Origin of the sequence: Bacteroides nordii (genome assembly GCF_019930665.1) — a bacterium.
In the GTDB taxonomy this organism is placed as follows: domain Bacteria; phylum Bacteroidota; class Bacteroidia; order Bacteroidales; family Bacteroidaceae; genus Bacteroides; species Bacteroides nordii.
Window position 1 is genome coordinate 5,577,788 of sequence record NZ_CP082886.1, and the last position, 25,719, is coordinate 5,603,506.

The following is a 25,719-nucleotide window of genomic DNA, read 5'->3' on the forward strand; positions in this document are numbered from 1 at the left end:
ATAACGAACTACCAAATTATGAGAAGATGAAAAGATATCAGATATCAGTCACTATATTGTTTTTCCTGTGTGTGTTTCTTCCGGGATTTGCGCAACAGACTAAAACACTCACTTTGTTGCAAACCAGTGATACCCACAGTCGCATAGAGCCGATAGATATACATGCAGCCGATAAATATGCCGGAATGGGTGGATTTGTACGTCGTGCCACCATGCTTGACCAGTTTCGTAAAGACAATCCGAATGTATTGGTATTCGACTGTGGAGACTTTTCGCAGGGTACTCCTTACTACAATCTTTTTAAAGGTGAGGTAGAAGTCGAAATGTTGAATCTTATGAAGTACGACGCTGCCACCATTGGCAATCATGAGTTCGACTTTGGGTTGGAGAATATGGCGCGTTTGTTCAAAATGGCAGATTTCCCGATAGTATGTGCCAATTATGGGGTGGAAGGAACAGTGCTTGAAGGGCTTGTAAAACCATATGTTATATTGGAACGTGATGGCTTGAAGATAGGTGTATTCGGCCTTGGTGCAAAAATGGAAGGACTGGTGCAGGCGGATAAATACGAAGGAGTAACCTTTCAGGATCCTGTGACCGTAGCCAATGAAATTGCTGCCAAATTGAAAGAAGTAGAAGGATGTGATGCTGTTGTCTGCCTTTCGCATATGGGAATAAAAGAAGATGAAATGTTGGTGCATCAAACCCGCAATATTGATGTGGTACTGGGTGGGCACTCACATACTTTCATGCAGGAACCGGCTTTTTTTGTGAATCTGGACGGAGAGAGTGTACCTATATCTCATACAGGTAAAAACGGTATTTTTGTAGGGAAGATAGATTTGACATTTGAACGATGAGGAAAATGATATGTATACTTGTTGTGTGGTTGGTAGCGGTAGCGCCTCTGATGGCACAACAAGTACCCTGTTTACTTCCCCGTCAGGAAGACGATGCATGCCGGGAGTGGGTGGACAAGATGCTTTCGGGGATGAGTCTGAAGGAAAAGGTCGGTCAGACATTTGTTTATACACTAAGTCCGGAATGGAGCAAAAAGAACGAAAAGCTGGTACGCCGGCTGGCAAAGAAATATAAAGTAGGCGGATTACTCTTTTCCGGTGGAGAAGCCGGCGGGCAGGCGAGACTGACTAACCTTGCACAGCAGGAAACAGAGATTCCTCTAATGATAACCTTTGATGGGGAATGGGGGCTTGCCATGCGATTGCAGGATACACCTCTTTTTCCTAAAAACGCAGCATTGGGCTGTATAACAAACAATTCACTGATAGAAGAATATGGACATGAGGTAGCCCGTGAACTCCGCGAGTTAGGTGTCCACGTCAATTTTGCTCCGGATGCAGATGTGAATACCAACCCGGAGAATCCGGTAATTAACATACGCTCGTTTGGAGGTGATCCGAAGGCTGTAGCCGAGCGGGTATTAGCTTATACCCGTGGTCTGGAAAGTGGTGGTATACTGTCTGTCAGTAAGCATTTTCCGGGGCATGGGGATACGGATGTAGATTCTCATAAAGCATTGCCAACCGTGTACTATAACCGTGCCCGGTTGGATAGCATTGAGTTGTTACCTTTTCGTGAGGTGATTCGTGCCGGATTGGGAGGTATCATGGTGGGGCACCTGCGCGTACCGGAATTGGAACCGGACAGGTTGACTGCTGCTTCTTTGTCACGAAGTGTCGTGACAGATGTTTTAAAAGGAGAGTTAGGCTTTCGCGGATTGGTGTTTACTGATGCGTTGGCAATGAAAGCCGTATCCGGTGAGCGTGATGTTACAGCCAAAGCGCTACGGGCGGGCAATGATATGGTGCTTGTGGGCAGGGATATAGAACAAGCACTTGAGACGGTGATGGCAGCTATTGACCGGGGAGATTTAAGTGTGGATGAGGTGGAAGCCAAATGCCGTAAGATATTAACTTATAAGTATCTGTTAGGATTGGATCAAGAAAACAGAATCTCTGCAGATGGATTGAATGGGCGCATTCATACAGTCGAAGCACAAGCGCTTGCGAGCAAGTTGCGCTTTGCGGGAGTGACCGTATTACGCAATAATTTTAGTACAATACCTTTGCCGGCCGATCAGTCTACGGCCATTCTGTGTGTAGGTAGGGAAAAGTCCGATCAACCCTTTATCGACCGCTTTGTTCAGTATACATCGCCGGTGGAATGTTTTCGGATCACAAAAGACATGACAGAGGAAGAGTGGTACCGGATCACTAATGATTTGAAACGTTTTCGTCGTGTCGTTATCTCTGTTACGATGGAGAAAGAAGAATTGGCTGCATGTGCCCCACTTCTGAATACATTGGATTTACAGGTACCTGTTACCTGTGTCTTTTTCACTTCTTACCGGGCGATGTATCCAATCCGGACGATGTTGGAACGTACCGCTACTGTTGTTTTAGCGCATTCGTCTGAGGAAGATCTTCAGCGATATGTTGCAGACGTTTGTTTTGCCAAAGCTCCTGCCGGGGGACGGTTGTCTATGCGTATCGGGCATCTGTTTGCAATAGGTGAGGGGAGTGATATTGTTCCGGGAATGAAGCCTGTGGTACAGCCCGAAGATTGCGGTATGAAAGGATACAGGTTGCATCGTGTTGATTCGCTTGTCAATGCAGGATTAGCTGCCGGAGCTTTCCCGGGTTGTCAGGTGGTGGTGATGAAAGATGGTATTCCTGTTTATAATCGTTGCTTTGGCAGTCATTCTGATACCGATAAGACTGCGGTGCGCCCCACTGATCTTTTTGACCTTGCTTCACTGACTAAGACCACCGCAACTTTACTCGCTGTGATGAAACTTTATGATCAGGGAAAACTGAAACTTACAGACAAGGCATCTGCCTGGTTACCCTGGTTGCGATCATCCAATAAAAAGAATATAACGATTCGTGATCTTTTGTTACATGAGTCCGGATTGTTGCCTTATATCCGTTTCTATCGGGAGGCAATAGATGAGAATACAGTTACGGGGCCTTTCACGCAAGGATTCGTAGACGAGTGGCACCACACACGTATCGGAGAATATACTTACGCCTGTTCGGACTTTAAGTTTAAGAAAGGGTTAATATCTCCGAAGCAGACGCCAACGCATACGTTGCATATGGCCGAAGGTATGTGGCTGAATAAAGCATTTAAGAGTACGGTTTTGCAATCAATAGCCTGTTCGGAGATGGGACAGAAACGCTATGTATATAGTGATGTCGGTTTCGTAGTACTCCAGCAAGTGGTTGAGGCAATAACCAAACAGCCTATGAATGAGTTTCTGAATAAGGAATTCTATCGTCCGATGGGATTGGAACGTACCTTGTTCACGCCGCTTACTCACTATGATCGATCGGAAGTGATGCCAACAGCTGCCAACGATTACCTGCGGAGGCAAGACCTTTGCGGTTACGTGCAGGATGAAACGGCTGCTTGTCTGGGTGGTATTGCCGGTAATGCAGGATTATTCTCCACAGCCGGAGAGGTGGCAGCTGTATATCAGATGTTGCTCAATGATGGAGAGTGGAAGGGACATCGTTATTTGGATGGGGCTACCGTTCGCCTGTTTACCACATACACATCCGTTCTCAGCCATCGCGGATTGGGTTTTGATAAACCGAACTACCGGGATGTGAAAGCCAGTAGTTGTGCTCCCGGAACGCCTGCTCGGGTTTATGGACATACCGGTTCTACGGGTACTTGTGTCTGGGTAGATCCCGAAGAACGATTGATCTACGTTTTTCTGAGTAACCGTGTTTGCCCTGATCAGTGGAATGCTAAACTTAACAATATGAAGATACGCCAGAACATACAGCAAGCCATTTATGATTCTTTGCCGGATACTAAAGGTTTGTCGGGCAATAATGAATGATGCCAATGATGAATATGAGAAAATACCTGATAATTCTTCTGTTTTTATGTTTCGGAAAAGCAATATATGGACAGAACGATGTACAACCTCTCCTGCTTTATAAAGCGGAACAAGATGCGCGTTGCCGGCAATGGGTCGATTCGGTGATGAACCGTCTGAGTCTGAAAGAGAAGATCGGTCAGCTTTTTATTTATACCATTGCTCCGGTCGATACAAAACACAACCAGGCGTTACTGCGTGATGCTGTGGATACTTATAAAGTAGGAGGACTTTTGTTTTCCGGTGGTAAGATGCAGACACAGGCCATCCTCACCAATCAGGCGCAACGAATGGCACGCTTGCCGTTGATGATTACTTTTGATGGTGAATGGGGACTTGCGATGCGCCTTCGCGGTACGCCGCTTTTCCCACGTAATATGGTGTTAGGGTGCATACAAGACAATCGTCTTATCTATGAATACGGTCGTGAGATGGCTCGTCAATGCCGTGAACTGGGAGTGCAGGTTAACTTTGCTCCCGTGGCCGATGTGAATGTCAATCCTAAAAATCCGGTTATCAACAATCGTTCTTTTGGTGAAGATCCCGTACGTGTGGCTGATAAAGTGATTGCTTATGCCACCGGACTGGAAGGAGGAGGAGTGCTTTCTGTTTGTAAACACTTCCCGGGGCATGGAGATACGGACGTCGATTCTCATAAGGCATTGCCTGTACTGCCCTTCACTCGCGAACGGTTGGACAGCGTGGAATTGTATCCTTTCAAAGAAGCCATACGTGCCGGATTGAGCGGGATGATGGTAGGGCATCTCCAAGTACCTGTTATTGAACCTTTGGGAGGGTTGCCTTCTTCTCTTTCGCGCAATGTGGTGTACGGTTTGCTGACGGAAGAGTTGGCCTTCAAAGGTCTTATCTTTACCGATGCACTTGCCATGAGAGGGGTGTCCGGTAATGCCAGTGTCAGTTTGCAGGCATTGAAGGCGGGTAATGATATGGTACTTGCTCCGAGAAATCTGAAAACAGAGGTTGCGGCAGTCATTGAGGCTGTGGATCGTGGTGAGCTATCCCGTGAAGATATAGATCGTAAATGCCGGAAGGTACTTACTTATAAATACATTCTTGGTTTAAAGAGAAAACCGACCATTCAACTTTCCGGATTAGGAAGTCGTATCAATACACCTCAGACGCGTGACCTTATCCGGCGTTTGAACCTGGCTGCTATAACAGTACTGAATAATAAAGGTAATATTCTTCCTCTTCATTCCGACAAAGAAATGCCACCTATGGCTCTGCTGGAGGTAGGCGATGTGGGAGAGACGGATATTTTTGCCAAACAGTTGGAGAAACATACCTCCCTTGTGCGCTTTCGTCTTCGTAAGGAGATGACGGAGGCACAGGGAAAGGCTTTGAGAGATTCTCTCTCGAAGTACCGCCGTGTTATTGTGGCTGTTGCCGAACAGCGGTTGGCACCTTTTCAACCTTTTTTTGCTGCCTTGGCAGCTGATAAAAAAGCGGCTCCGGCAATCTATATCTTTTTCACTCCCGGAAAGATGATGCTACAGATACATCGTGCCGTGTCAGCCGCCCAATCTGTAGTGTTGGCACATTCTGCTGGTCACGATGTACAGCAACAGGTTGCTGATGTACTCTTCGCCCGTGCTTCTGCCGATGGACGACTTTCTGCCAGCTTAGGAGGGCTGTTTCCAACCGGTGCCGGAGTTACAATTACTCCGCATACGCCGACGCATTTCAATCCGGAAGAGTATGGAATGTCTTCCGTTGCCTTGAGGCGTATTGATTCCATCGCTAAACGGGGCATTCAGGAAGGAGCTTATCCCGGATGTCAGATTGTGATTCTGAAAGACGGAAAGACAATGTACGACCACGCTTTTGGAACCCATGCAGGCAAAGGAAGTGCATTAGTACGGCCTACAGATTTGTACGATCTGGCTTCTCTTTCTAAAACGACCGGAACACTGCTGGCTTTAATGAAATTGTATGATAGGGGACGTTTTAATCTTTCCGATAAACTATCTGACTACCTGCCGTGGCTGCAACGCACAAATAAGAAAGATATGACCATTCGTGAGCTGTTGTTACATCAGTCCGGATTGCCTGCCGGAATTGTACTCTATCCGGAGGCTATTGATAAGGAGAGTTATAAAGGCCGTCTGTTCTCCGCCCGTAAAGATGCGTTACATCCGTTACGATTGGGAGTTACCACCTGGGCCAATCCGAACTTTCATTTCAAGCCGGAGACACTGTCCCGAACCCGGAATGCCAATTACACTTTGCAGATATGCGATAGCCTCTGGCTCAATAAGTCGTTTATAAAAGTGATACAAGAGAAGATTATTGAAGCTCCTTTGGGGACGAAGCAGTACCGTTACAGTGATGTTGGGTTTATTCTTCTTCGTTTCTTGGCCGAACAGTTGGCTGGTATGCCTATGGATGAATACCTGGCACGTGAATTTTACGAACCGATGGGATTGGAGCGTACTTTATATCTTCCTTTACAGCGTATCCCGAAAGCTCAGATTGTGCCTTCTGCCAATGATAAATTCCTTCGTAAATGTGTGTTGCAAGGATTTGTACACGATGAGTCAGCAGCTTTCCAGGGAGGCGTTTCCGGAAATGCAGGATTGTTTTCAAATGCCCGTGAAGTAGCTTCTATTTATCAGATGCTGTTGAATGGAGGAGAGTTGAACGGACGCCGTTATCTGAGTAACGAAACGTGTCAGTTGTTTACTACGGAAATATCCAAAATCAGCCGTCGTGGATTAGGGTTTGACAAGCCGGATGCAAAATCACCCGACAAGAGTCCCTGTTCCGAATCGGCTCCCGCCTCTGTTTATGGTCATACCGGATTTACAGGAACATGTGCCTGGGTGGACCCGGAAAATGATTTAGTATATGTCTTTCTCAGTAATCGTACGTATCCTGATGCCACAAACCGTAAGTTGATGCAATTGGACATACGTGGACAAATACAGGAAGCGATGTATGAGGCGTTAAAATAGTGATTAGTGAGTAGTGATTAGTGATTAGCAGGCTGCGCACTCACAGCGCATGCCACTAATCACTAATCACTACTCACTAATCACTATTTCTTCTGTTTTAGAAGGAAAGACCGACGCGAAAACCGAAGTTGTTCAGTTTGTCAACGCTATAAGTCAATACCTTATCAGCTTTGTTTGTTCCGTAACTATAATACAGTGCAAGGTGTAAGCCCGGACCGTAAGCCCATGGGTAAACGTTTAATCCGACTTCCGGTGAAACGTAGAATCCCCAGTTTTCATCTCTGGATTCAAAGACATTATAGTTAGAACGTACTTTTGCATATTCAGTACCCAGTTTCACACCAACGTAAGGTTGCCATGCTCCGCCACGGTTGAACTGATAACGTGCAGCAGCACCAAAAGGCATCTGGAAAATAGTATGTTGCTGATCGCTGGTCATACTACCGCCGTTTACCGGGAAAGTTTCGCGACCTACATATTCATGGTTGCTATGATAGTTGAGGAAGAGTCCGAGACCCAAATTGGGGGTTACAAAATAACCACCTTCAAAGTTCATACCCCAACCGCTGGCATCATCGGCAAATCCATTGCTCAATGGCACATTGAACTGCCAGTCGATATTAGCGTATCCATTATCTGATAATTGTGCCTTTGCCGGCATGGCAAAGACGAGAGCCAAAGCTGCTATAGCCAGCACTCTCAATGAAATATATTTTATTGTCTTCATAACGGTTCTGATTATTTATTATTTGTTAGTAAGATAGGGTGATTGTGCAAATGCCTGGTTCACACCTTTTACGGCAAGTGCCTTGTTCATACTGTTGGAATATACCAATCCGGTCATGTAACTTGTCCACAGAACAGGAATCTTTTCTTTCGGTCCTTCCGGTGCATTCAGATTTACAATTTCAGAAATGAACGAGTTGGTACTGTAGCTATAGTTTATAGCATACGGATAATACCATCCGCCACCCCAGTTACCCCAGTAGCCTGAGCCCCAGTATCCTGGATATCCCCACCACCATTCTGGTTGTCCGTAATCGGTGAAGAAATAGGTACTCTTAATGTAACTTACCTGTACACCCAGGTCAGCATCTTCTTTAGAAGCAGCCATCGTGTAGCCTCTGTTATCCATATTGCTCTTATAAGCAGCAAGAATTTCTTGTGCAGCTTCACCTTCCAGATATTCTGGTTCTTCTTTGTCGCTGATTACAAGAATTTTGTCCGGCAAATAGTAAGTGGTGAACTCTTTGAAGTTAGCCTTCTTGTCGTAGTTGGTATACACCAAATAATCATTGTCCAATTTGTCCATGTCAGGGTCTTTTTCGCAAGCAGCGAATGCAAAGACCGCTAATAAAATAGGAATTAATCTCTTCATATCTTTTATAATGTTTAGGTTAAATAAAAAAATCCTGCCCTGGTACCTTAGGCTTTTGATAGAAACAACAACTTCTTTTATAAAAGGTTCGCAAAGGTGAATGTTAAAATGTTAAAGTATGGGCCGACTTTTTTGTTAGAGGGGCTATCTTTGTACGAAATTAAAAACTGAATACATATGAGACCGTTACCCCGCTGCTACGCAGCACTTTTGGCTTTCTTACTTTTTGTCCTGTCCACCCATTTATCGGCACAGACAGCGTTACAAAGAAAAGTAGAAAACATAACTTCCGTGGATAGTGTGAAGCCATTGGAAACTACTGAATTTGTTGAAAAATATGTTGCGTATTTCTCACAACCACTGGATCATCGTCGTCCCGAAAAAGGTTCGTTCGGTCAACGTGTCATTGTGGCACATGTCGGGTTTGATCGTCCAACGGTGATTGTTACTGAAGGTTATGGTGCTGCTTATGCGTTGCGTCCGGGGTATCGTGAGGAGTTATCACGGCTGTTCAATGCCAATATGATATTTGTGGAACACCGCTATTTTCTGGAGTCTACCCCGCAACCTCGGGACTGGAAATATCTGACTGCTGAGAACTCTGCAGAAGATTTGCATGCAGTGACTACCGCTTTTAAAACGTTGTATCCAGGGAAGTGGATAAGTACCGGTATCAGCAAAGGAGGGCAGACATCGTTGTTGTATCGTGCATTCTTCCCCGATGATGTAGACGTTTCGGTACCCTATGTCGCTCCGCTTTGTTATGGGGTGGAAGACGGAAGGCATGAACCGTTTTTACGGCAGGTATCTACGGCAGAAGAGAGAAAGACGATAGAAGACTTCCAGTTGGAAGTGTTGAAGCGTAAAAGTACGTTGCTGCCTCGTTTTGAGAAGTATTGTGCTGAAAAGGGATACGTTTTCCGTGCACCGTTGGAGGAGATTTATGATTATTGTGTGCTCGAATATTCCTTTGCGTTGTGGCAGTGGGGGACAGAAGTGAGTACTATTCCTTCCGTAACGGATACGGACGATGAAGTGTTCCGGCATTTTCTGGAGATCAGTGAACCTTCTTATTTCACAAAGGACAGTCCTAACGTATCCTTCTTTGTGCAGGCTGCACGTGAGTTGGGCTATTATGGCTATGATATAAAGCCGTTTGAGAAATATCTTTCTATCAAAAGCAGTAAGAACTACCTGCACCGGTTGATGCTTCCGGAGGAATTGGGAGACATGAAATTTGATAAGCGTCTGGGACGGAAGATTGTGAAGTTCTTGAAACAGAATGATCCGAAGATGATATTTATCTATGGTCAGAATGACCCATGGACGGCAGCCGGTGTCACCTGGCTGAAAGGGAAAAAGAATATCCATGTATTTGTGCAGTCCGGCGGAAGCCACCTGGCACGTATCAGTACATTACCCGAAGCGATGAGGGTTCGGGCGATAGCGCAGATAGAGGAGTGGATTAGTGAGTAGTGATTAGCGGTTTAGTGAGTAGTGATTAGTAAGCTGCGCTTATTTAGTTGACAATTGACAGTTGACAATTGACAGTTGACTATGCAGAATGATAGCGCAGCCTACTAATCACTAATCGTTAATCACTACTCACTAATCACTACCTTCAGCCTCTCCGGCACCTCTACCTTTTCAAGGTTGAGTTCTTTCAGCCGTTCTTTCCCTTTCGGGGTCAGGCTGAAATACATTTGCCTTTTGTCTGTCTTTCCTAAGGCTCTTTTTATCAATTCCTTCTCTTCCACTGCTCTGATAACTTTGGATGTGTGTGAAGTTGCCATACCTGTACGGGCAGAGAGGGCAGTAGAAGTCATTTCTTCCTTCGCCTCCTGTAAGGCACATAGTATCATTGCTTCATTGAGTGACAGGTCATATTCTTTTTCGAATTGCGCTTCAAACTCCGCTAAGGCTTTATAAAGATCGCGCATCATGCATATTGTTTTCATACTCTTATGTTCTTACTTATATAAACAAGTTGATGTTAGCATTGTCTGCACGCTCCATGTAGGTGGCTACGCCGCCAATTGTAACTTCATCCAGCAACTCTTCTTTCTTCACGCCCATTACATCCATTGACATCTGGCAGGCAATAAACTCCACACCATTTTCCAATGCCTGACGACGAAGAGATTCCAGCGAGTCGATCCCTTTGCTGTGCATAATGTAGCGCATCATTTTGCCACCTATGCCACCCATGCTCATTTTAGACAGTTTCAGCTTCAGGGAACTCGAAGGCAGCATCATGCCAAACATCTTTCCGAAGATATCTTTTTCTACTTTAGGCTTACTGAGACGCTTGATGACGTTCAGTCCCCAGAAAGTGAAGAATATAGTTACCTTCTGTCCGGTTGCTGCTGCACCGTTCGCCAGTACAAAGGTAGCTAATGCCTTATCAAGATCGTCACTGAACATGATAAATGTTTTTCCTTTACCTTCACAGGATGTCACTATACTACAAGCCTTGGGTTCTTCTTTCTCGATAACGATGATTGATTTTCCGGCAGCACTCTCTTTGGATATCAGCTTGTTTCCGGTGGAGTTACACCAGGCGGCTGCATCACGGGCAAAGCCGGGATCAGTGGAGGTTATTTGTACGCGCTCACCCGGTACAAGCGTATCCATTGTCTTTTTCATTTTCAGAATAGGGCCGGGGCATTGCATACCACAGGCGTCTACCTGAACGGTGCGTGAAGGAACGGCAGGTTCTTCCTGAATGGACACGGGTGTCGCACTCTCTTTCCTACTGGCAGGAGTATCACCCCCCTCATTCCTGATGATCGGGGCAGTGGCCGCTTTGTATATTTTCAATCCGCCGGACAGATTGCGGACTTTATCGTATCCGTGCTGAACGAGTATGCGATAGGCGAGATAACCTCTCAGTCCTACAGCGCAGAACACATAGACCGGCTTATCTTTGGGTATTTCATCTATGCGGTCGCGTATCTCGTCCAGTGGGATGTTGATGGCTCCCGGCAATGAACCCAGAGAGAATTCATCCGGTGTGCGTACATCCAGCAGAAACTCATGTTCCAGGCGAATGTCACGCAAGTCGCGCCAGTAAACCGGTTTTACGGTTCCTGTCAGGATATCTTCTGCCACATAACCGGCAATGGCTACCGGATCTTTGGCGGATGAGAAAGGAGGAGCATAGGCCTGTTCCAGTTTCATCAGGTCGTAGATGGTGCCTTGATGCTTGATGACCAGGGCAAATTCATCGATGCGTTTGTCCACCCCGTCATAACCCACAATCTGTGCACCGTATAGTTTTCCTGTTTCCTTATCGAATGTAATCTTGATACTCATCTGCGTAGCGTCCGGATAATAACTTGCATGCGAAGACGAGTGGGTAGTAGAAGAAGCATAGGCTATTTCAGCTTGCCTCAGCCGTTTGCCCGGTAAGCCGGTAGTAGCTACGGTCAGATCGAAAACTTTGGCGATAGAAGTACCGATAGCACCCTCATAACTGATTTTAGCTCCCAGTATATTGTCAGCAACAATACGTCCCTGTCTGTTGGCAGGACCGGCGAGATAGTTCAACCAGGGTTTTCCGGTTATCGGGTGGCGATATTCAATGGCATCTCCGATCGCATAAATCGATTCGTCCGAAGTTTGCAGGTAGTCATTGACCGAGATACCTCCGGCTTCTCCGATAGTCAGTCCGGCAGCACGTGCCAGCGTTGTTTCCGGGCGTACTCCGATGGAGAGTATTACAATATCTGCGGGTATGGATTGTCCGTCTTTGAAAACAACCTTTATCTCTCTGCCTGTCTTCTCAAAAGAAGCTACTGCCTGTTCCAGATACAAGTTTACCCCTTTATCCATCAGGTGTTGATGTACGAGCGATGCCATAGAGAAGTCTATGGGAGTCATCACCTGGTTGGCCATCTCTACAATAGATACTTTGGCTCCCAGTGCATGCAGGTTTTCTGCCATTTCCAGTCCGATGAATCCGGCACCGATTACTACGGCTCTCCGGGGAGCGTGCTGGTTGGCATACTCTTTTATCCGGTCCGTATCTTTCACATTGCGTAATGTGAAAATTCCCTCAGAGTCAATGCCCGGCAATGGAGGTTTAACGGGAGTAGCTCCGGTAGAGATCAATAGCTTGTCGTAACTCTCTTCGTACGTGTCTTCACTACTGAGACGCACGGTTACGGTCTTTCTTTTCCGGTCAATGAAAATGACCTCGTTCTCTGTACGTACGTCTACACGAAAACGTACGGAAAAAGCCTCCGGGGTTTGCACAAAGAGTTTCTCCCGTTCGGCGATTACCCCTCCTATATAATAGGGTAGCCCACAGTTGGCATAGGATATGTACTTTCCTTTTTCAAGGAGAATAATCTCTGCTGTCTCGTCCATTCTTCTGATTCGGGCGGCAGTGGTTGCTCCTCCTGCTACGCCTCCGATGATAATAATCTTCATGTTTCTTTTTCTTGTAAATAGTTTCCTTTGGAAATAATAACGCAAAAGAAATAGATAAAGTTCACCGATGGTTGGAAAAAAAGTCTATTTTAGGTATCCGGGGGCGAATAATACATCATTGAGGGCTTTTGGTTTATCATTCGAAACGATGGAGGTTTCTTTCAAAATGAAAGGAAAATGGAAATCAAATGGTATACCAAAATCTTTGGCAGTCTGTTGAAAAGCTGTATATTTGCGCACCCTGTTTTTACCGCTCTTATGAAATCATGAGTAAGATTCTTATTATCGATGATGAAACCCAGATTCGTAGCCTGTTGGCGCGAATGATGGAATTAGAAGGTTATGAAGTGTGCCAGGCCGGAGACTGCAAATCGGCTTTAAAACAACTGGAGCTTCACTCCCCCGATGTAGCTTTGTGTGATGTATTTCTTCCCGATGGGAATGGTGTAGACTTGGTAGTAACTATCAAAAAGGCGGCTCCCAATACGGAGGTAATCCTGTTGACAGCTCATGGAAATATCCCGGATGGCGTACAGGCCATCAAGAATGGTGCATTCGATTATATCACCAAAGGAGATGATAACAATAAGATTATCCCTCTTATCAGCAGGGCTGTAGAGAAAGCACGCATGAATGTTCGCCTTGAAAAACTGGAAAAGAAGGTGGGGCAGATGTACTCCTTCGAGTCTATTCTGGGTGAATCGAAACCGTTGAAAGAGGCTGTTCAGTTGGCCCGGAAGGTTTCTGTGACTGATGTGCCGGTGTTATTGACCGGAGAAACAGGAACAGGTAAAGAGGTTTTTGCACAAGCTATACACTATAACAGTAAGCGTGGCAAGCAGAACTTCGTGGCCGTCAATTGTTCTTCGTTCAGCAAAGATTTGCTGGAAAGTGAAATGTTTGGTCATAGGGCCGGATCATTCACCGGGGCATTGAAAGATAAGAAAGGGCTTTTTGAAGAGGCAAACAACGGAACTATTTTTTTGGATGAAATGGGGGAAATGGCTTTTGAATTACAGGCCAAGTTACTCCGTATTCTCGAAACCGGCGAATATATAAAGATAGGTGATACGAAACCCACCCGGGTGAATGTCCGGATCATTGCTGCCACTAACCGGAATTTACCGGAGGAAATTGCTGCCGGACGCTTCCGGGAAGATTTATTCTATCGTCTTTCGGTTTTCCAGGTACACTTGCCATCCCTCCGCGAAAGAGCGGGAGATATCAGAATTCTTGCTGAGGCTTTTGTGCGTAGTTTCTCCGAAAAGCTCTCCCATCCGGTGACCGGGATGTCTCCGGCATATCTTGCAGCACTCTGCCAGCAAATGTGGAAGGGAAATATACGCGAACTGCGTAACGTGATAGAGCGTAGCCTTATTGTATGCGATGGAGAGTGCCTGGATGTATGCGATCTTCCACTGGAAATACAGAATTGCCATTATGAGCAGTCTGACGAGGCTGTACCGGGGAGTTTTGAATTATCTGCCATGGAGCGCCGGCATATTGCCCGTGTGTTGGAGTATACCAAAGGGAACAAAACAGAAGCGGCCCGTCTGCTTAAAATAGGACTTACCACGTTGTATCGTAAAATCGAGGAATATAAACTATAATAATGTGGCAATATGTTGATGTGCCAATGTGCCAATTGGGCTGCGTTGGCAGGGCATGCCACTCTCACCTTTCTTCGTGTGTTTACTCACCGGGATACTTTCCTTATCTCGTAGAGGAGCGTTGTTTTTCTCACCGGGGAACGTTGTTTTACATGTACATGTAACGCAGCATGACATGCACATGTGGAGCAGCACGACATGCACATGTCGTACAGCTTTACATGTACATGTAAAACAACGCTCCTCTACGAGCTTCGATAGGTTTGTCTACGACATCCCTGACGAACCCTTTAATGGAACAACGCTTTCCATTCTTTCAAAACAGTGCAATCCTTTTCAAAATGGAAGGGTAGCGCTGTTTCTTCTTTTAAATGCTTTGTGATATAATCTGTTGATACTTATTGTTTTATTACTTTCTTTCCGCTTTTGGCACGCAATTGGCACATCGTAAATCAGGTAAAAACTATTAGTAACAATTAAAACAAGGTAAAAACATGGGAATTACAGTATCATTTATTTTCTGCCTCTTGAGCGGCTTTGCCTGCTTCTGGCTCTTTTGGAAATGTGTGGATTGGTTTGAGAAGATTTAAAGAAAGGGAGAATTAGATTTATGTATACAATACTATTTGTGATAGGTATCGCAATCTTCGGTTATCTGATGTACGTACTCATCAAACCGGAAAAATTTTAATGAAGCAATGAATACAGAAATTTTAGGTGTAGTTTTACAGGTGATCCTGATGGTGGTACTTGCCTATCCGTTAGGAAAGTACATCGCTAAGGTTTATAAAGGAGAGAAGAGCTGGTCGGACTTCATGGCTCCTGTTGAGAGAATAATTTATAAAGTATGCGGCATCCGTCCGCAGGAAGAGATGAACTGGAAACAATTCCTCAAATCATTATTGATTCTGAATGCATTCTGGTTCTTCTGGGGAATGGTGCTTTTGATTTCTCAGGGATGGCTTCCTTTAAACCCTGATGGGAACGGACCGCAAACACCCGATCAGGCATTCAATACCTGTATTAGTTTTATGGTCAACTGCAACTTGCAGCACTATAGCGGCGAAAGCGGGCTGACTTACTTTACGCAGTTGTTCGTAATTATGCTCTTCCAGTTTATAACTGCTGCAACCGGTATGGCTGCTATGGCGGGTATGATGAAGGCGATGGCTGCTAAAACCACGAAAACAATTGGTAACTTCTGGCAACTGCTGGTAGTGAGTTGTACACGTATCCTGTTGCCGCTTTCATTGATTGTGGGCTTTATCCTTATTTTACAGGGTACGCCAATGGGATTTGACGGTAAGATGAAAGTAACCACACTGGAAGGACAGGAGCAAATGGTTTCGCAAGGGCCTACGGCAGCTATCGTACCGATCAAGCAGCTGGGTACGAATGGTGGAGGGTATTTTGGAGTCAACTCTTCACATCCCCTGGAGAATCCTACTTTCCTGAGCAATGTGGTAGAATGCTGGTCTATCCTGATTATTCCTATGGCAATGGTCTTTGCCTTTGGATTCTACATTAAACGTAAGAAACTGGCATATAGCATATTTGGAGTTATGCTGGCAGCCTATCTGGTAGGAGTCTTTATCAACGTAAGCCAGGAAATGGGTGGTAATCCGCGTATCGACGAAATGGGAATTGCCCAGTCCGGTGGAGCCATGGAAGGAAAAGAAGTACGTATCGGCTCAGCCTCCGGTGCTCTGTGGAGCGTGACAACTACGGTGACTTCCAACGGATCGGTAAATAGTATGCACGACTCTACTATGCCGCTTAGTGGGTTGGTCGAGATGCTGAACATGCAGATAAACACCTGGTTTGGTGGTGTTGGTGTGGGATGGATGAACTATTACACCTTTATCATAATAGCTGTATTTATCAGCGGATTAATGGTGGGACGTACCCCGGAATTTCTGGGAAAGAAGGTAGAGGCCCGTGAAATGAAAATAGCTACCATTGTGGCTCTGCTCCATCCGTTCGTGATTCTTGTTGGTACAGCTCTGTCCAGCTATTTGTATACACATCATCCGGATTTTGTGGCGAGTGAAGGAGGTTGGCTCAATAATCCCAGTTTCCATGGACTGAGCGAACAGCTTTATGAGTTTACCTCTTCGGCTGCCAACAACGGTTCCGGTTTTGAAGGCTTGGGTGATAATACTTATTTCTGGAACTATTCCTGCGGTATTGTACTTATTCTCAGTCGTTTCATTCCTATCATCGGGCAAGTAGCTATTGCGGGTTTGCTGGCTCAGAAGAAGTTTATCCCCGAGAGCGCCGGCACATTGAAAACAGATACAGCAACTTTCGGCGTCATGACGTTTGCAGTTATTTTTATCGTCGCTGCTTTGTCATTCTTCCCGGTACACGCCTTGAGTACGATTGCTGAACATTTTAGTCTATAAGTAAAGAGTATGAAAAAGAATAAATCGGCTTCTTTATTTCAAAAGGAGCAAGTCATAGAGAGTTTAAAGCAATCATTCGTGAAGTTGAATCCACGAACGATGATGATGAATCCGATTATGTTTACAGTGGAGATAGTAACGGTTATTATGCTGGTGGTTACCATCCTCTCCCTGAGTAGAGATCATTACGGTTCATTCGGATACAATCTGCTGGTATTCGTTATTCTGTTTGCCACTTTGTTGTTTGCCAATTTTGCCGAGGCCATTGCCGAAGCACGGGGCAAAGCACAGGCAGATAGTTTGCGTAAGACGCGTGAAGAGACTCCTGCAAAATTGATGACAGGTGAGAAACTTCAGACCGTGAGCAGTTCAAAGCTAAAGAAAGGAGATGTCTTTGTTTGTGAAGCCGGAGATACGATTCCTGCCGACGGTGAGATCATTGAAGGATTAGCTTCCATCGACGAGAGTGCTATAACGGGAGAATCAGCACCCGTTATCAGAGAAGCCGGAGGAGACAAAAGCTCGGTGACGGGCGGAACGAAGGTACTCTCGGATAACATTAAAGTATTGGTGACTCAGCAACCGGGTGAGAGTTTTCTTGATAAGATGATTGCCCTCGTAGAAGGTGCCAGCCGAAAGAAAACGCCGAATGAAATTGCCTTGACTATCTTGCTGGCAGGTTTTACGCTGGTATTTGTGATTGTTTGTATCACACTGATTCCTTTTGCCGATTATACTAACATTGATCATCCGGGCACAACCATTTCTATTGCTGCCATTCTTTCACTATTTGTCTGCCTCATTCCGACTACTATCGGAGGATTACTTTCTGCCATTGGCATTGCCGGTATGGACCGTGCGTTGCGTGCCAACGTGATTACTAAATCCGGTAAAGCCGTTGAGACAGCCGGAGACATTGATACGCTGCTATTGGATAAAACAGGTACGATAACCATTGGTAACCGTAAAGCGACCAAATTCCATACGGCACCGGGAGTAGATGAACATGCGTTTGTGGAAGCCTGCCTGCTGGCCTCTCTATCCGATGAAACTCCCGAAGGTAAATCGATTGTAGAGTTGGGACGTGAGTCGGGGATGCGAATGCGGAACCTGAACACAACCGGTGCGCGCATGATTAAGTTTACTGCCGAAACGAAATGTTCGGGCGTTGATCTGTCCGATGGTACCCAGATTCGCAAAGGGGCATTTGACGCTATCCGCCGGATTGCAGAAAAGGCCGGGAACACCTTTCCGAAGGAAGTGGAAGAGACTATTGCAGCTATTTCCGGCAATGGGGGGACACCGCTGGTGGTATGCGTCAATCAGCGGGTTACCGGGGTGATAGAGTTGCAGGACATCATCAAACCGGGCATTCAGGAGCGTTTTGAACGCCTGCGTAAGATGGGAGTGAAAACCGTTATGGTGACCGGAGACAATCCGTTGACTGCCAAATATATTGCAGAAAAGGCGGGAGTAGACGATTTCATAGCCGAAGCCAAACCGGAGGATAAAATGGAATACATCCGGAGAGAACAGGAAGCCGGCAAACTGGTGGCGATGATGGGCGACGGAACGAATGATGCTCCTGCACTGGCACAAGCCAATGTGGGCGTAGCAATGAATAGTGGTACACAGGCGGCCAAAGAAGCCGGTAATATGGTAGACCTTGACAATGATCCTACCAAGCTGATTGAGATTGTGGAGATCGGTAAACAGCTACTGATGACACGCGGTACACTGACCACATTCTCGATAGCCAACGACGTAGCCAAATACTTTGCAATTGTACCTGCTTTGTTTATGGTGGCTATCCCCGAGTTGGCAGCGCTCAATATCATGGGCTTGCATAGTCCGGAGAGTGCTATTCTGTCGGCTGTAATTTTCAATGCTATCATTATTCCGATCCTGATTCCACTTGCTTTGAAGGGAGTACAGTACAAACCGATAGGTGCCAGTGCACTGCTTCGCCGTAATCTGCTGATATACGGATTGGGAGGGGTAATTGTACCTTTCATCGGGATTAAGTTGATCGATTTGGTAGTAAGTTTATTCTTTTAAATAATATGACGATGAAAACTTTATTGAAATCATTTAAAATAACGCTTGCGTTCTGCGTATTCTTTGCAGTGTTTTATGTCCTTATTCTATGGCTTTTTGCACAGGTGGCAGGACCGAATAAAGGAAATGCCGAAGTGGCAACATTGGATGGTAAGGTGGTAGGTGCTGCCAATGTGGGGCAGAATTTCACAAAAGATATTTATTTCTGGGGTCGTCCTTCCTGTGCCGGAGATGGCTATGACGCTACGAGTTCTTCCGGTAGTAACAAAGGGCCTACGAATCCCGAATATCTGGCTGAACTGGAAGCCCGCATTGACACCTTCCTCGTTCATCATCCCTACCTGAACCGTAGTGAGGTTCCTGCCGAGATGGTAACTGCCAGTGGATCGGGACTCGATCCGGATATCACCCCTACTTGTGCTTATGTACAGGTGAAAAGAGTGGCACAGGCACGTGGGATGCATGAGGAACAGGTAAAAGAGATTGTCGACAAAACGATAGAAAAGCCCTTATTAGGACTTTTTGGAACAGAGAAAGTGAATGTATTGAAACTGAACATTGCTTTGGAAAAAGCAAAATAAACATTGTAGTATATGAAGGTTTTTAGTAAGAAAGTATTTTTAGGTTCATTGGTAGCTGTAGTTGGTTGCTTAATGGCAACCACCAACACACAGGCACAGGAATTTACCGTACAGGGCGACTTAGTCAGTTCATATGTATGGCGTGGAATGTATCAGACCGGAACCAGTATCCAGCCAACCTTAGGCTTTACTATCGGTGGCTTTTCATTGACGGCCTGGGGATCAACCGATTTCGATGGTTGTCAGGCCTCAGAAGGAAGAGCGAATAAAGAAATAGACCTGACCGCTGCTTATGCTTTTGGAAGTACAGGACTGACCCTTTCAGTGGCAGACCTTTGGTGGCCCGGGCAAGGGACGGGTAATTATTTTAAATTCAAAAGCCATGAAACAGCACATCACTTTGAAGCAGGATTGGCTTATACGCTGCCGGTTGAAAAGTTTCCGCTTTCAATTGCCTGGTACACGATGTTTGCCGGACAGGATAAAAAGGAGAATGACCGGGGAGAAATGAAACAGAATTATTCCTCTTATATGGAACTCAACTATCCGTTCAGTGTGAAGACAGTAGATCTGAATGTAACGTGTGGCATTGTTCCCTACACTGCTCCTCAGTATAATTGCAATGGTTTTGCAGTGACCAATATTGCTTTGAAAGGAACAACTGCCATCCGGTTTAGTGATCGGTTTTCCCTGCCGGTTTTTGCACAAGCCATCTGGAATCCACGTATGGAAGATGCCCATTTGGTTTTCGGCATTACTTTAAAACTCTAACTAAACTCTGGCATAACTAATTAGTATCTTGAGGATGTGTAAAAAGTAAAACTCGTTATTATTAAAACGCAAATTAACGCAAAGATTAAATTAAATCTGCGATAATTTGCGTTAATCCGCATTATTGAATTGCAGCTTGATAGCTTTTTTAGACTTTTGACACAGCTTTATGGGGTTGAAAAATAGATATATAGAAGTATGGATAGAGAAGAGAGTGTACAGCATTTCCTGGATCTGATAAAGAAGTCACGCCGGGGAAAATTTAAAGTCTATATCGGGATGATTGCCGGTGTGGGTAAGAGCTATCGTATGCTTCAGGAAGCACATGATTTACTCGATAACGGGGTAGATGTGCAGATAGGATACATCGAAACACATGGGCGTGCCGGGACAGAGGCACTCATAGAGGGCTTGCCGCTGATTCCGCGGCGGAAGATTTTTTATAAAGGGAAAGAACTGGAAGAGATGGACCTTGAAACCATCATCCGTATCCACCCGGAAATCGTGATTGTAGATGAGTTGGCACATACCAATGTTGAAGGTAGTTTGAACGAGAAACGTTGGCAGGATGTACTGACACTGCTCGATGAGGGTATTAATGTAATCTCTGCCATTAACATTCAGCATATCGAGAGTGTAAACGAAGAAGTGCAGGACATTTGCGGCATCGAAATAAAAGAACGTGTTCCCGATAGTGTGTTACAAGAGGCAGATGAAGTGGTGAATATCGACCTTACCGCCGAGGAACTGATAACCCGTTTGAAAGCCGGAAAGATATATCGTCCGGATAAAATTCAGGTAGCTTTGAATAACTTCTTTAAAACGGAGAATATCCTTCAGTTACGCGAACTCGCTCTGAAAGAGGTAGCGTTGCGTGTAGAAAAAAAAGTAGAGAACGAAGTTGTAATGAGTATGGGTGTCCGGCATGAAAAGTTTATGGCTTGTATTAGCAGCCATGAAAAGACGCCCCGGCGTATTATCCGTAAAGCAGCCCGTCTGGCCACCCGTTACAATACCACCTTTGTTGCCCTTTATGTGCAGACGCCCCGTGAGAGTATGGACCGGATAGATCTTGCCAGCCAACGTCATTTATTAAATCATTTTAAATTGGTAGCTGAGTTGGGGGGAGAAGTTGTTCAGGTACAGTCGAAGGATGTACTTGGAAGCATTGTCCGGACGTGTCGTGAGAGGCAGATAACAACTATCTGTATGGGAAGCCCCCGCTTACGTGTCTCGAATGCCCTTTGTGCAGTGTTCGCCTATAAAAAGTTTTTGGCAAATCTGGCACAAGCAAACGTAGATTTGATTATACTTGCAGTGGAATGAGTTTGTAAGTAAACTAAAGAACTCACGAACTCACAAACTAAAAAACTTCTTTAAATCATGAATATAAAAACGAAATTGCTTTTCGGAATCGGGATACTGGCCGGAATGATTATTTTATTGGTAACTCTATCTGTTGTCAACCTACAGCTACTGACTGCTACGGACCCCGACAGTCCTGCTGCACTGCCTGCCCTCGAACGGGCTTTATTATGGATCTCTGTTACAGGAGGTATTTGTGTACTCACAGGTCTGGTTCTGCTTTTTTGGTTACCGCGTTCCATTAGTAGACCTATTCTTGAGCTTAAACAAGGTATTCTTGAAATAGCCAATCATAACTACGAAAAGCGCCTTGATATGAAAAGCAGTGAAGAATTCAGGGAAGTTGCTGATAGTTTTAATCGTATGGCAGAACGTCTCACTGAGTATCGGGCCAGTACGCTTGCCGATATCCTTTCAGCCAAAAAGTTTCTGGAAGCCATTGTCAATAGTATCAATGAGCCTATTATCGGATTGAATACCGAGCGTGAAATTCTTTTCATCAACAACGAGGCACTGAATGTGCTCAATTTGAAAAGAGAAAACGTGATCCGCCAATCTGCCGAAGAGCTTTCTTTGAAGAATGACCTTCTCCGTCGCTTGATTCGCGAACTCGTTAGCCCCGGCGATAAGAAAGAACCATTGAAAATTTATGCAGATAATAAAGAGAGCTATTTCAAGGCTGCCTATATCCCTATCAACAATACCAATGCCGATAAAGACGAACCTCATAAGTTGGGCGATGTTATCCTTCTGAAGAATATCACCGAATTTAAAGAGCTGGATTCAGCTAAAACCACATTTATCTCTACCATTTCCCATGAGTTGAAGACTCCTATTTCTGCTATCATGATGAGCCTTCAACTACTGGAAGATAAACGTGTGGGTACGTTGAATGAAGAGCAGGAACAGCTGTCTAAGAGCATTAAAGACAGTAGCCAGCGCCTGTTGGAGATTACCGGCGAACTGCTGAATATGACTCAGGTAGAAGCCGGAAAACTCCAGATGATGCCTAAGATCACGAAGCCCATTGAACTGATTGAATATGCTATCAAGGCCAACCAGGTTCAGGCCGATAAGTTCAATATACAGATTGAAGTGGAATACCCGGAAGAGAAGATCGGCAAATTGTTTGTAGATAGTGAAAAAATAGCCTGGGTACTTACCAATCTGCTAAGTAATGCCATTCGTTATTCAAGAGAGAACGGACGTGTGGTTATTGGTGCTCAGCAAGAAGGTGACCAGATAGAGCTTTATGTACAGGATTTTGGTAAAGGTATCGATCCTCGTTATCATCAGAGCATTTTTGACCGCTATTTTCGTGTACCCGGCACTAAAGTGCAAGGCAGTGGCCTGGGACTCTCCATCTCTAAAGATTTCGTAGAAGCACATGGCGGCACGTTGACTGTAGAGAGCGAGTTGGGCAAAGGTAGTCGGTTTGTTATTCGGTTGAAAGCATGATACAGTTTGTTTCAATGTATTGAGAAAATAGTTTCAATGCATTGAGAATCTTTTCTCAATACGTTGAGAATTTTTTCTCTATATATTGAGAATCTTTTCTCAACGTATTGAAACTCTTTGAAACTTATATTATTCTGTTTGTTCTGACTTAAAAAATTACATATTATTCAAAGATAAAAGACTCGTTCCTTTTAATTTTTATTACTTTTGTAAAGTTTGATATCTTACTTAGTTACAAGTGAGGCATAATTATAGATTGCCTTATGTTGTAACTTTCATGTTATGCTATTCTGTATCATAGGAATATTAGGAGGATATACTTATGATTGATGTCTGGGAGTGAAGCAAACTGCTTCTGTTATCGTTGTGATAGAGTTTCCTTATTTACTAATATTTAAAGCTATGAAAAAATATTTATTGATTTTGGTTTGTTTGTTGACACTACAGGGCACAAGCTTTGTGATGTCTCGTGACATGAAAGGTGATTTAAATACATCAGAGGAATTTCGGTCAACTGCTTTGGAAGAGACGGATAAACCAGTCTTTATCTCCGTGACTGTAGATGCCATCACTCCAATTCCCGGATCAAATTTTTATAATCTTGACCTAACAGCCGAATTTCGTGGTGCTGAATCTCTTTATGCAGAACTCTATGAAGAGTTCAGCATTGCAATTAGATCGCGTTCTTATCAAGAACCGTACATCGTTCATCTTCACTTTGAAAATATTTACAAGGGTGGAAGAGTCTGGGTCGTTTTAGAATTAAAGAACAATGTGGGAACAACGTCTTATACAGTTGAAATTCCCAATCAGATGAAACCTGATTCCATAGAAGAAGTAACAATGGAATCAAGTATTTCACAGGTTGAAGTAAGGGATATGCAAGGAAGGCTTGTTCTTCAAACTGAAAATTATGAGAATATTAATCGTCTATCGAGAGGAATGTATATCGTGACGATTACTTATTCGGATGGAAAAGTAGTAACGAGGAAGATTTGTCGATGAGGACATTTATTGTTCTGGTACTGAATATTGTTTATTTCTTCTAATATTTAAAACTATGAAAAAATGTTTGTTAGTTTTGGTTGGTTTGTTGACACTACAGAGCATAGGTTTAACTATGGCTCAGCAAGATACAATTTTAGTATTCGAAGGACATATGAATACTACTCCATGGGGATCGCAAATCATGAAACCTTGTTTGCCTCGAACAGAACGTTTGAGTAGTGATTTTGGAGGAGTGATTAAAGTAGTATGTGGAGCCGGAATAGATGATGAAATGCAGCATTGTATAAAGGCCGCCGCTCTACTCTGGGAAGAAAAGTTATATATTCCTGAAAATGTAGTTTTGAAGTTTGAGAAAAAAGAGTTGGGAGCAGAAGCTGCCGATTTTCAGGCTCAGGTGAGATATACGTCATTCCCCGATGCGAAAACAACATATCCCAATAGTTATTATCAGAATTTCTTAACTGATGACGAACGTGTATATGACGAGGATGCTATTATCCTGATTAATGAAGACACGGATTGGGAGTATAGTTTTAACGGAAAGGCTGTGGATAAGAAGAATTTCACAACAGCCATGTTACGTGCCATTGCCATCTCGTTAGGCTTTGGTTCATCGGTTGTAAATGATGTATCACATGGCATTATCTTTTCTATAGAGGGATGTTTCTCTCCTTTTGATAATCTGATTGTTGATTCCAATAATGTCCGTCTGAATGAAATGCCGAATAATGGAGTTGCAAGCCAGGAACTTTCTTCATTTGTGTCGGAAGAGCGTGTTTATTGTAAAACGTCTGCTAATGAAAGCTTCAGGTTGTATACTTCTCGCAGGTTCCAAGGTTATAATTACTTGAATTATCTATATTTTGATGGTGACTTGATGTCATACAATACCAGGACAGGAGATAAGATTCAGCAAATAGATGAGATAGTATTGGGAGTTCTCAGAACAATTGGCTGGGAGGAACCTGAAAGTAATTTAAGGATAATAGCAGAAGGCATTGATGATACGGGTATTGCTTCTTCTTCTCAAAGCTATAATTTTCATGCCGAAACCACTTCAGGCAGTATAGCGAATTATTCATGGAAGTATGAACTACTGGATAACGAAATGAATTTTGTCACTATCAAAACAGGAGATTCTTCTGATTTCAGTATAGATGAGATAGATGATGTAACGAAGTATAATAAGAATATCAATGCAGATATTAAGGGTAAGATCAGTTTGACTGCTACTACTGCCGATGGGAAAAAGAAGTCTGAAACATTCTATGTGTATTTTGCTACCGAACCTACTTTTGTATCGGTGAAAGTAGCTATAACTCCAATTCCTCAAAAACGATTTTATAATCTTGATATAGCGCTAATATATACAGGTACTGATTTTCTTTATGCTTTTAAAACAGAGGAAAATAGTAGTTTTGGAGAAAGTGCTTATGTCTATGAACCTTATCTTACTAAATTACATTTTGAAGGTGTTTATATGATAGGAATGGCTTGGGTTGAGATAGAATTAAAAAACAAGGTGGGAAAAGCGTATTATATGGTAGAAATACCGAGTCAGCTGAATCCCGATCCGATCATAGAAGTCACAGCAGAATCAAGCATTTCACAAGTTGAAGTAAGGGATATGCAAGGAAGGCTTCTCCTTCAAACAGAAAATTATGAGGCTGTTAATCATCTATCGATAGGAATGTATATTGTGACGATTACCTATTCAGATGGAAAAGTAGTAACGAAGAAGATCTGCCCGTAAAACCTTCACTTTT

At 44.2% G+C, this 25,719-nt stretch carries 17 protein-coding genes and 2 pseudogenes; 14 read left to right on the forward strand and 5 right to left on the reverse strand.

Annotated features, from left to right (window positions below):
* Positions 1–26: 26 nt before the first annotated feature.
* From K8P02_RS21400 to K8P02_RS21410, 3 genes are read left to right on the forward strand one after another with little or no spacing between them, the layout of a single operon-like run.
* The gene (locus K8P02_RS21400; RefSeq protein ID WP_182416604.1) at positions 27–860 is read left to right on the forward strand and encodes a bifunctional metallophosphatase/5'-nucleotidase; all 834 of its coding nucleotides are present in this window, start codon (positions 27–29) and stop codon (positions 858–860) included.
* Entirely contained in the window at positions 857–3,871 is a 3,015-nt protein-coding gene (locus K8P02_RS21405) for a glycoside hydrolase family 3 N-terminal domain-containing protein (RefSeq protein ID WP_223381810.1), read from the forward strand. Before K8P02_RS21400 ends, K8P02_RS21405 begins: the two co-directional genes overlap by 4 nt.
* A 14-nt stretch (positions 3,872–3,885) precedes the next feature.
* The gene (locus K8P02_RS21410; RefSeq protein WP_394373215.1) at positions 3,886–6,885 is read left to right on the forward strand and encodes a glycoside hydrolase family 3 N-terminal domain-containing protein; all 3,000 of its coding nucleotides are present in this window, start codon (positions 3,886–3,888) and stop codon (positions 6,883–6,885) included.
* Positions 6,886–6,982: 97 nt separating this feature from the next.
* On the opposite strand, the gene K8P02_RS21415 is transcribed toward K8P02_RS21410, so the two are convergent.
* Entirely contained in the window at positions 6,983–7,612 is a 630-nt protein-coding gene (locus K8P02_RS21415; protein WP_002559122.1) for a porin family protein, read from the reverse strand.
* A gap of 18 nt (positions 7,613–7,630) precedes the next feature.
* Positions 7,631–8,263 (reverse strand): DUF4136 domain-containing protein, encoded by a 633-nt coding sequence (locus K8P02_RS21420; RefSeq protein ID WP_007483825.1) that lies wholly within the window; start codon positions 8,261–8,263, stop codon positions 7,631–7,633.
* Between the two features lie 177 nt (positions 8,264–8,440).
* Between K8P02_RS21420 and K8P02_RS21425 the strand changes: the two genes are divergently transcribed.
* A complete protein-coding gene (locus tag K8P02_RS21425) occupies positions 8,441–9,739 on the forward strand; it encodes a S28 family serine protease (RefSeq protein WP_025866804.1) in 1,299 nt (432 codons plus the stop codon).
* Positions 9,740–9,864: 125 nt separating this feature from the next.
* On the opposite strand, the gene K8P02_RS21430 is transcribed toward K8P02_RS21425, so the two are convergent.
* From K8P02_RS21430 to K8P02_RS21435, 3 genes and pseudogenes are all read right to left on the reverse strand, one after another.
* Positions 9,865–10,221 (reverse strand): MarR family winged helix-turn-helix transcriptional regulator, encoded by a 357-nt coding sequence (locus K8P02_RS21430; RefSeq protein WP_002559125.1) that lies wholly within the window; start codon positions 10,219–10,221, stop codon positions 9,865–9,867.
* Positions 10,222–10,237: 16 nt separating this feature from the next.
* Positions 10,238–10,960 (reverse strand): annotated as a pseudogene (locus K8P02_RS21915) (DsrE/DsrF/DrsH-like family protein); the annotation flags it as partial.
* Between the two features lie 78 nt (positions 10,961–11,038).
* Positions 11,039–12,697, reverse strand: a pseudogene (locus K8P02_RS21435) (FAD-dependent oxidoreductase); the annotation flags it as partial.
* 266 nt (positions 12,698–12,963) lie between these two features.
* Between K8P02_RS21435 and K8P02_RS21440 the strand changes: the two are divergent.
* The 10 genes from K8P02_RS21440 (at position 12,964) to K8P02_RS21485 (ending at position 25,706) form a co-directional block, all read left to right on the forward strand.
* Positions 12,964–14,307, forward strand: coding sequence for a sigma-54-dependent transcriptional regulator (locus K8P02_RS21440; protein ID WP_025866805.1), 1,344 nt, complete (start codon positions 12,964–12,966; stop codon positions 14,305–14,307).
* Positions 14,308–14,917: 610 nt separating this feature from the next.
* Positions 14,918–14,998 (forward strand): K(+)-transporting ATPase subunit F, encoded by an 81-nt coding sequence (gene kdpF / locus K8P02_RS21920; protein ID WP_081504715.1) that lies wholly within the window; start codon positions 14,918–14,920, stop codon positions 14,996–14,998.
* Between the two features lie 7 nt (positions 14,999–15,005).
* Positions 15,006–16,712, forward strand: coding sequence for a potassium-transporting ATPase subunit KdpA (gene kdpA / locus K8P02_RS21450; protein WP_025866806.1), 1,707 nt, complete (start codon positions 15,006–15,008; stop codon positions 16,710–16,712).
* A 9-nt stretch (positions 16,713–16,721) separates the two neighbouring features.
* Positions 16,722–18,770: a potassium-transporting ATPase subunit KdpB gene (kdpB, locus tag K8P02_RS21455; protein WP_223381814.1), complete on the forward strand. Its 2,049-nt coding sequence runs from the start codon at positions 16,722–16,724 to the stop codon at positions 18,768–18,770.
* Between the two features lie 11 nt (positions 18,771–18,781).
* A complete protein-coding gene (locus tag K8P02_RS21460; RefSeq protein ID WP_025866807.1) occupies positions 18,782–19,351 on the forward strand; it encodes a K(+)-transporting ATPase subunit C in 570 nt (189 codons plus the stop codon).
* A gap of 12 nt (positions 19,352–19,363) precedes the next feature.
* Positions 19,364–20,122 (forward strand): TorF family putative porin, encoded by a 759-nt coding sequence (locus tag K8P02_RS21465; protein WP_025866808.1) that lies wholly within the window; start codon positions 19,364–19,366, stop codon positions 20,120–20,122.
* Positions 20,123–20,320: 198 nt separating this feature from the next.
* The gene (locus K8P02_RS21470; protein ID WP_025866809.1) at positions 20,321–21,448 is read left to right on the forward strand and encodes a sensor protein KdpD; all 1,128 of its coding nucleotides are present in this window, start codon (positions 20,321–20,323) and stop codon (positions 21,446–21,448) included.
* 57 nt (positions 21,449–21,505) lie between these two features.
* On the forward strand, positions 21,506–22,945 hold the full coding sequence (locus K8P02_RS21475; protein ID WP_025866810.1) for a HAMP domain-containing sensor histidine kinase: 1,440 nt from the start codon (positions 21,506–21,508) through the stop codon (positions 22,943–22,945).
* 402 nt (positions 22,946–23,347) lie between these two features.
* Positions 23,348–23,950 carry a T9SS type A sorting domain-containing protein gene (locus tag K8P02_RS21480; RefSeq protein ID WP_025866811.1) on the forward strand — a complete coding sequence of 201 codons (603 nt, stop codon included), beginning with the start codon at positions 23,348–23,350 and terminating at the stop codon, positions 23,948–23,950.
* A 55-nt stretch (positions 23,951–24,005) separates the two neighbouring features.
* Positions 24,006–25,706 (forward strand): T9SS type A sorting domain-containing protein, encoded by a 1,701-nt coding sequence (locus tag K8P02_RS21485; protein ID WP_025866812.1) that lies wholly within the window; start codon positions 24,006–24,008, stop codon positions 25,704–25,706.
* The last annotated feature ends 13 nt before the right edge of the window (positions 25,707–25,719 follow it).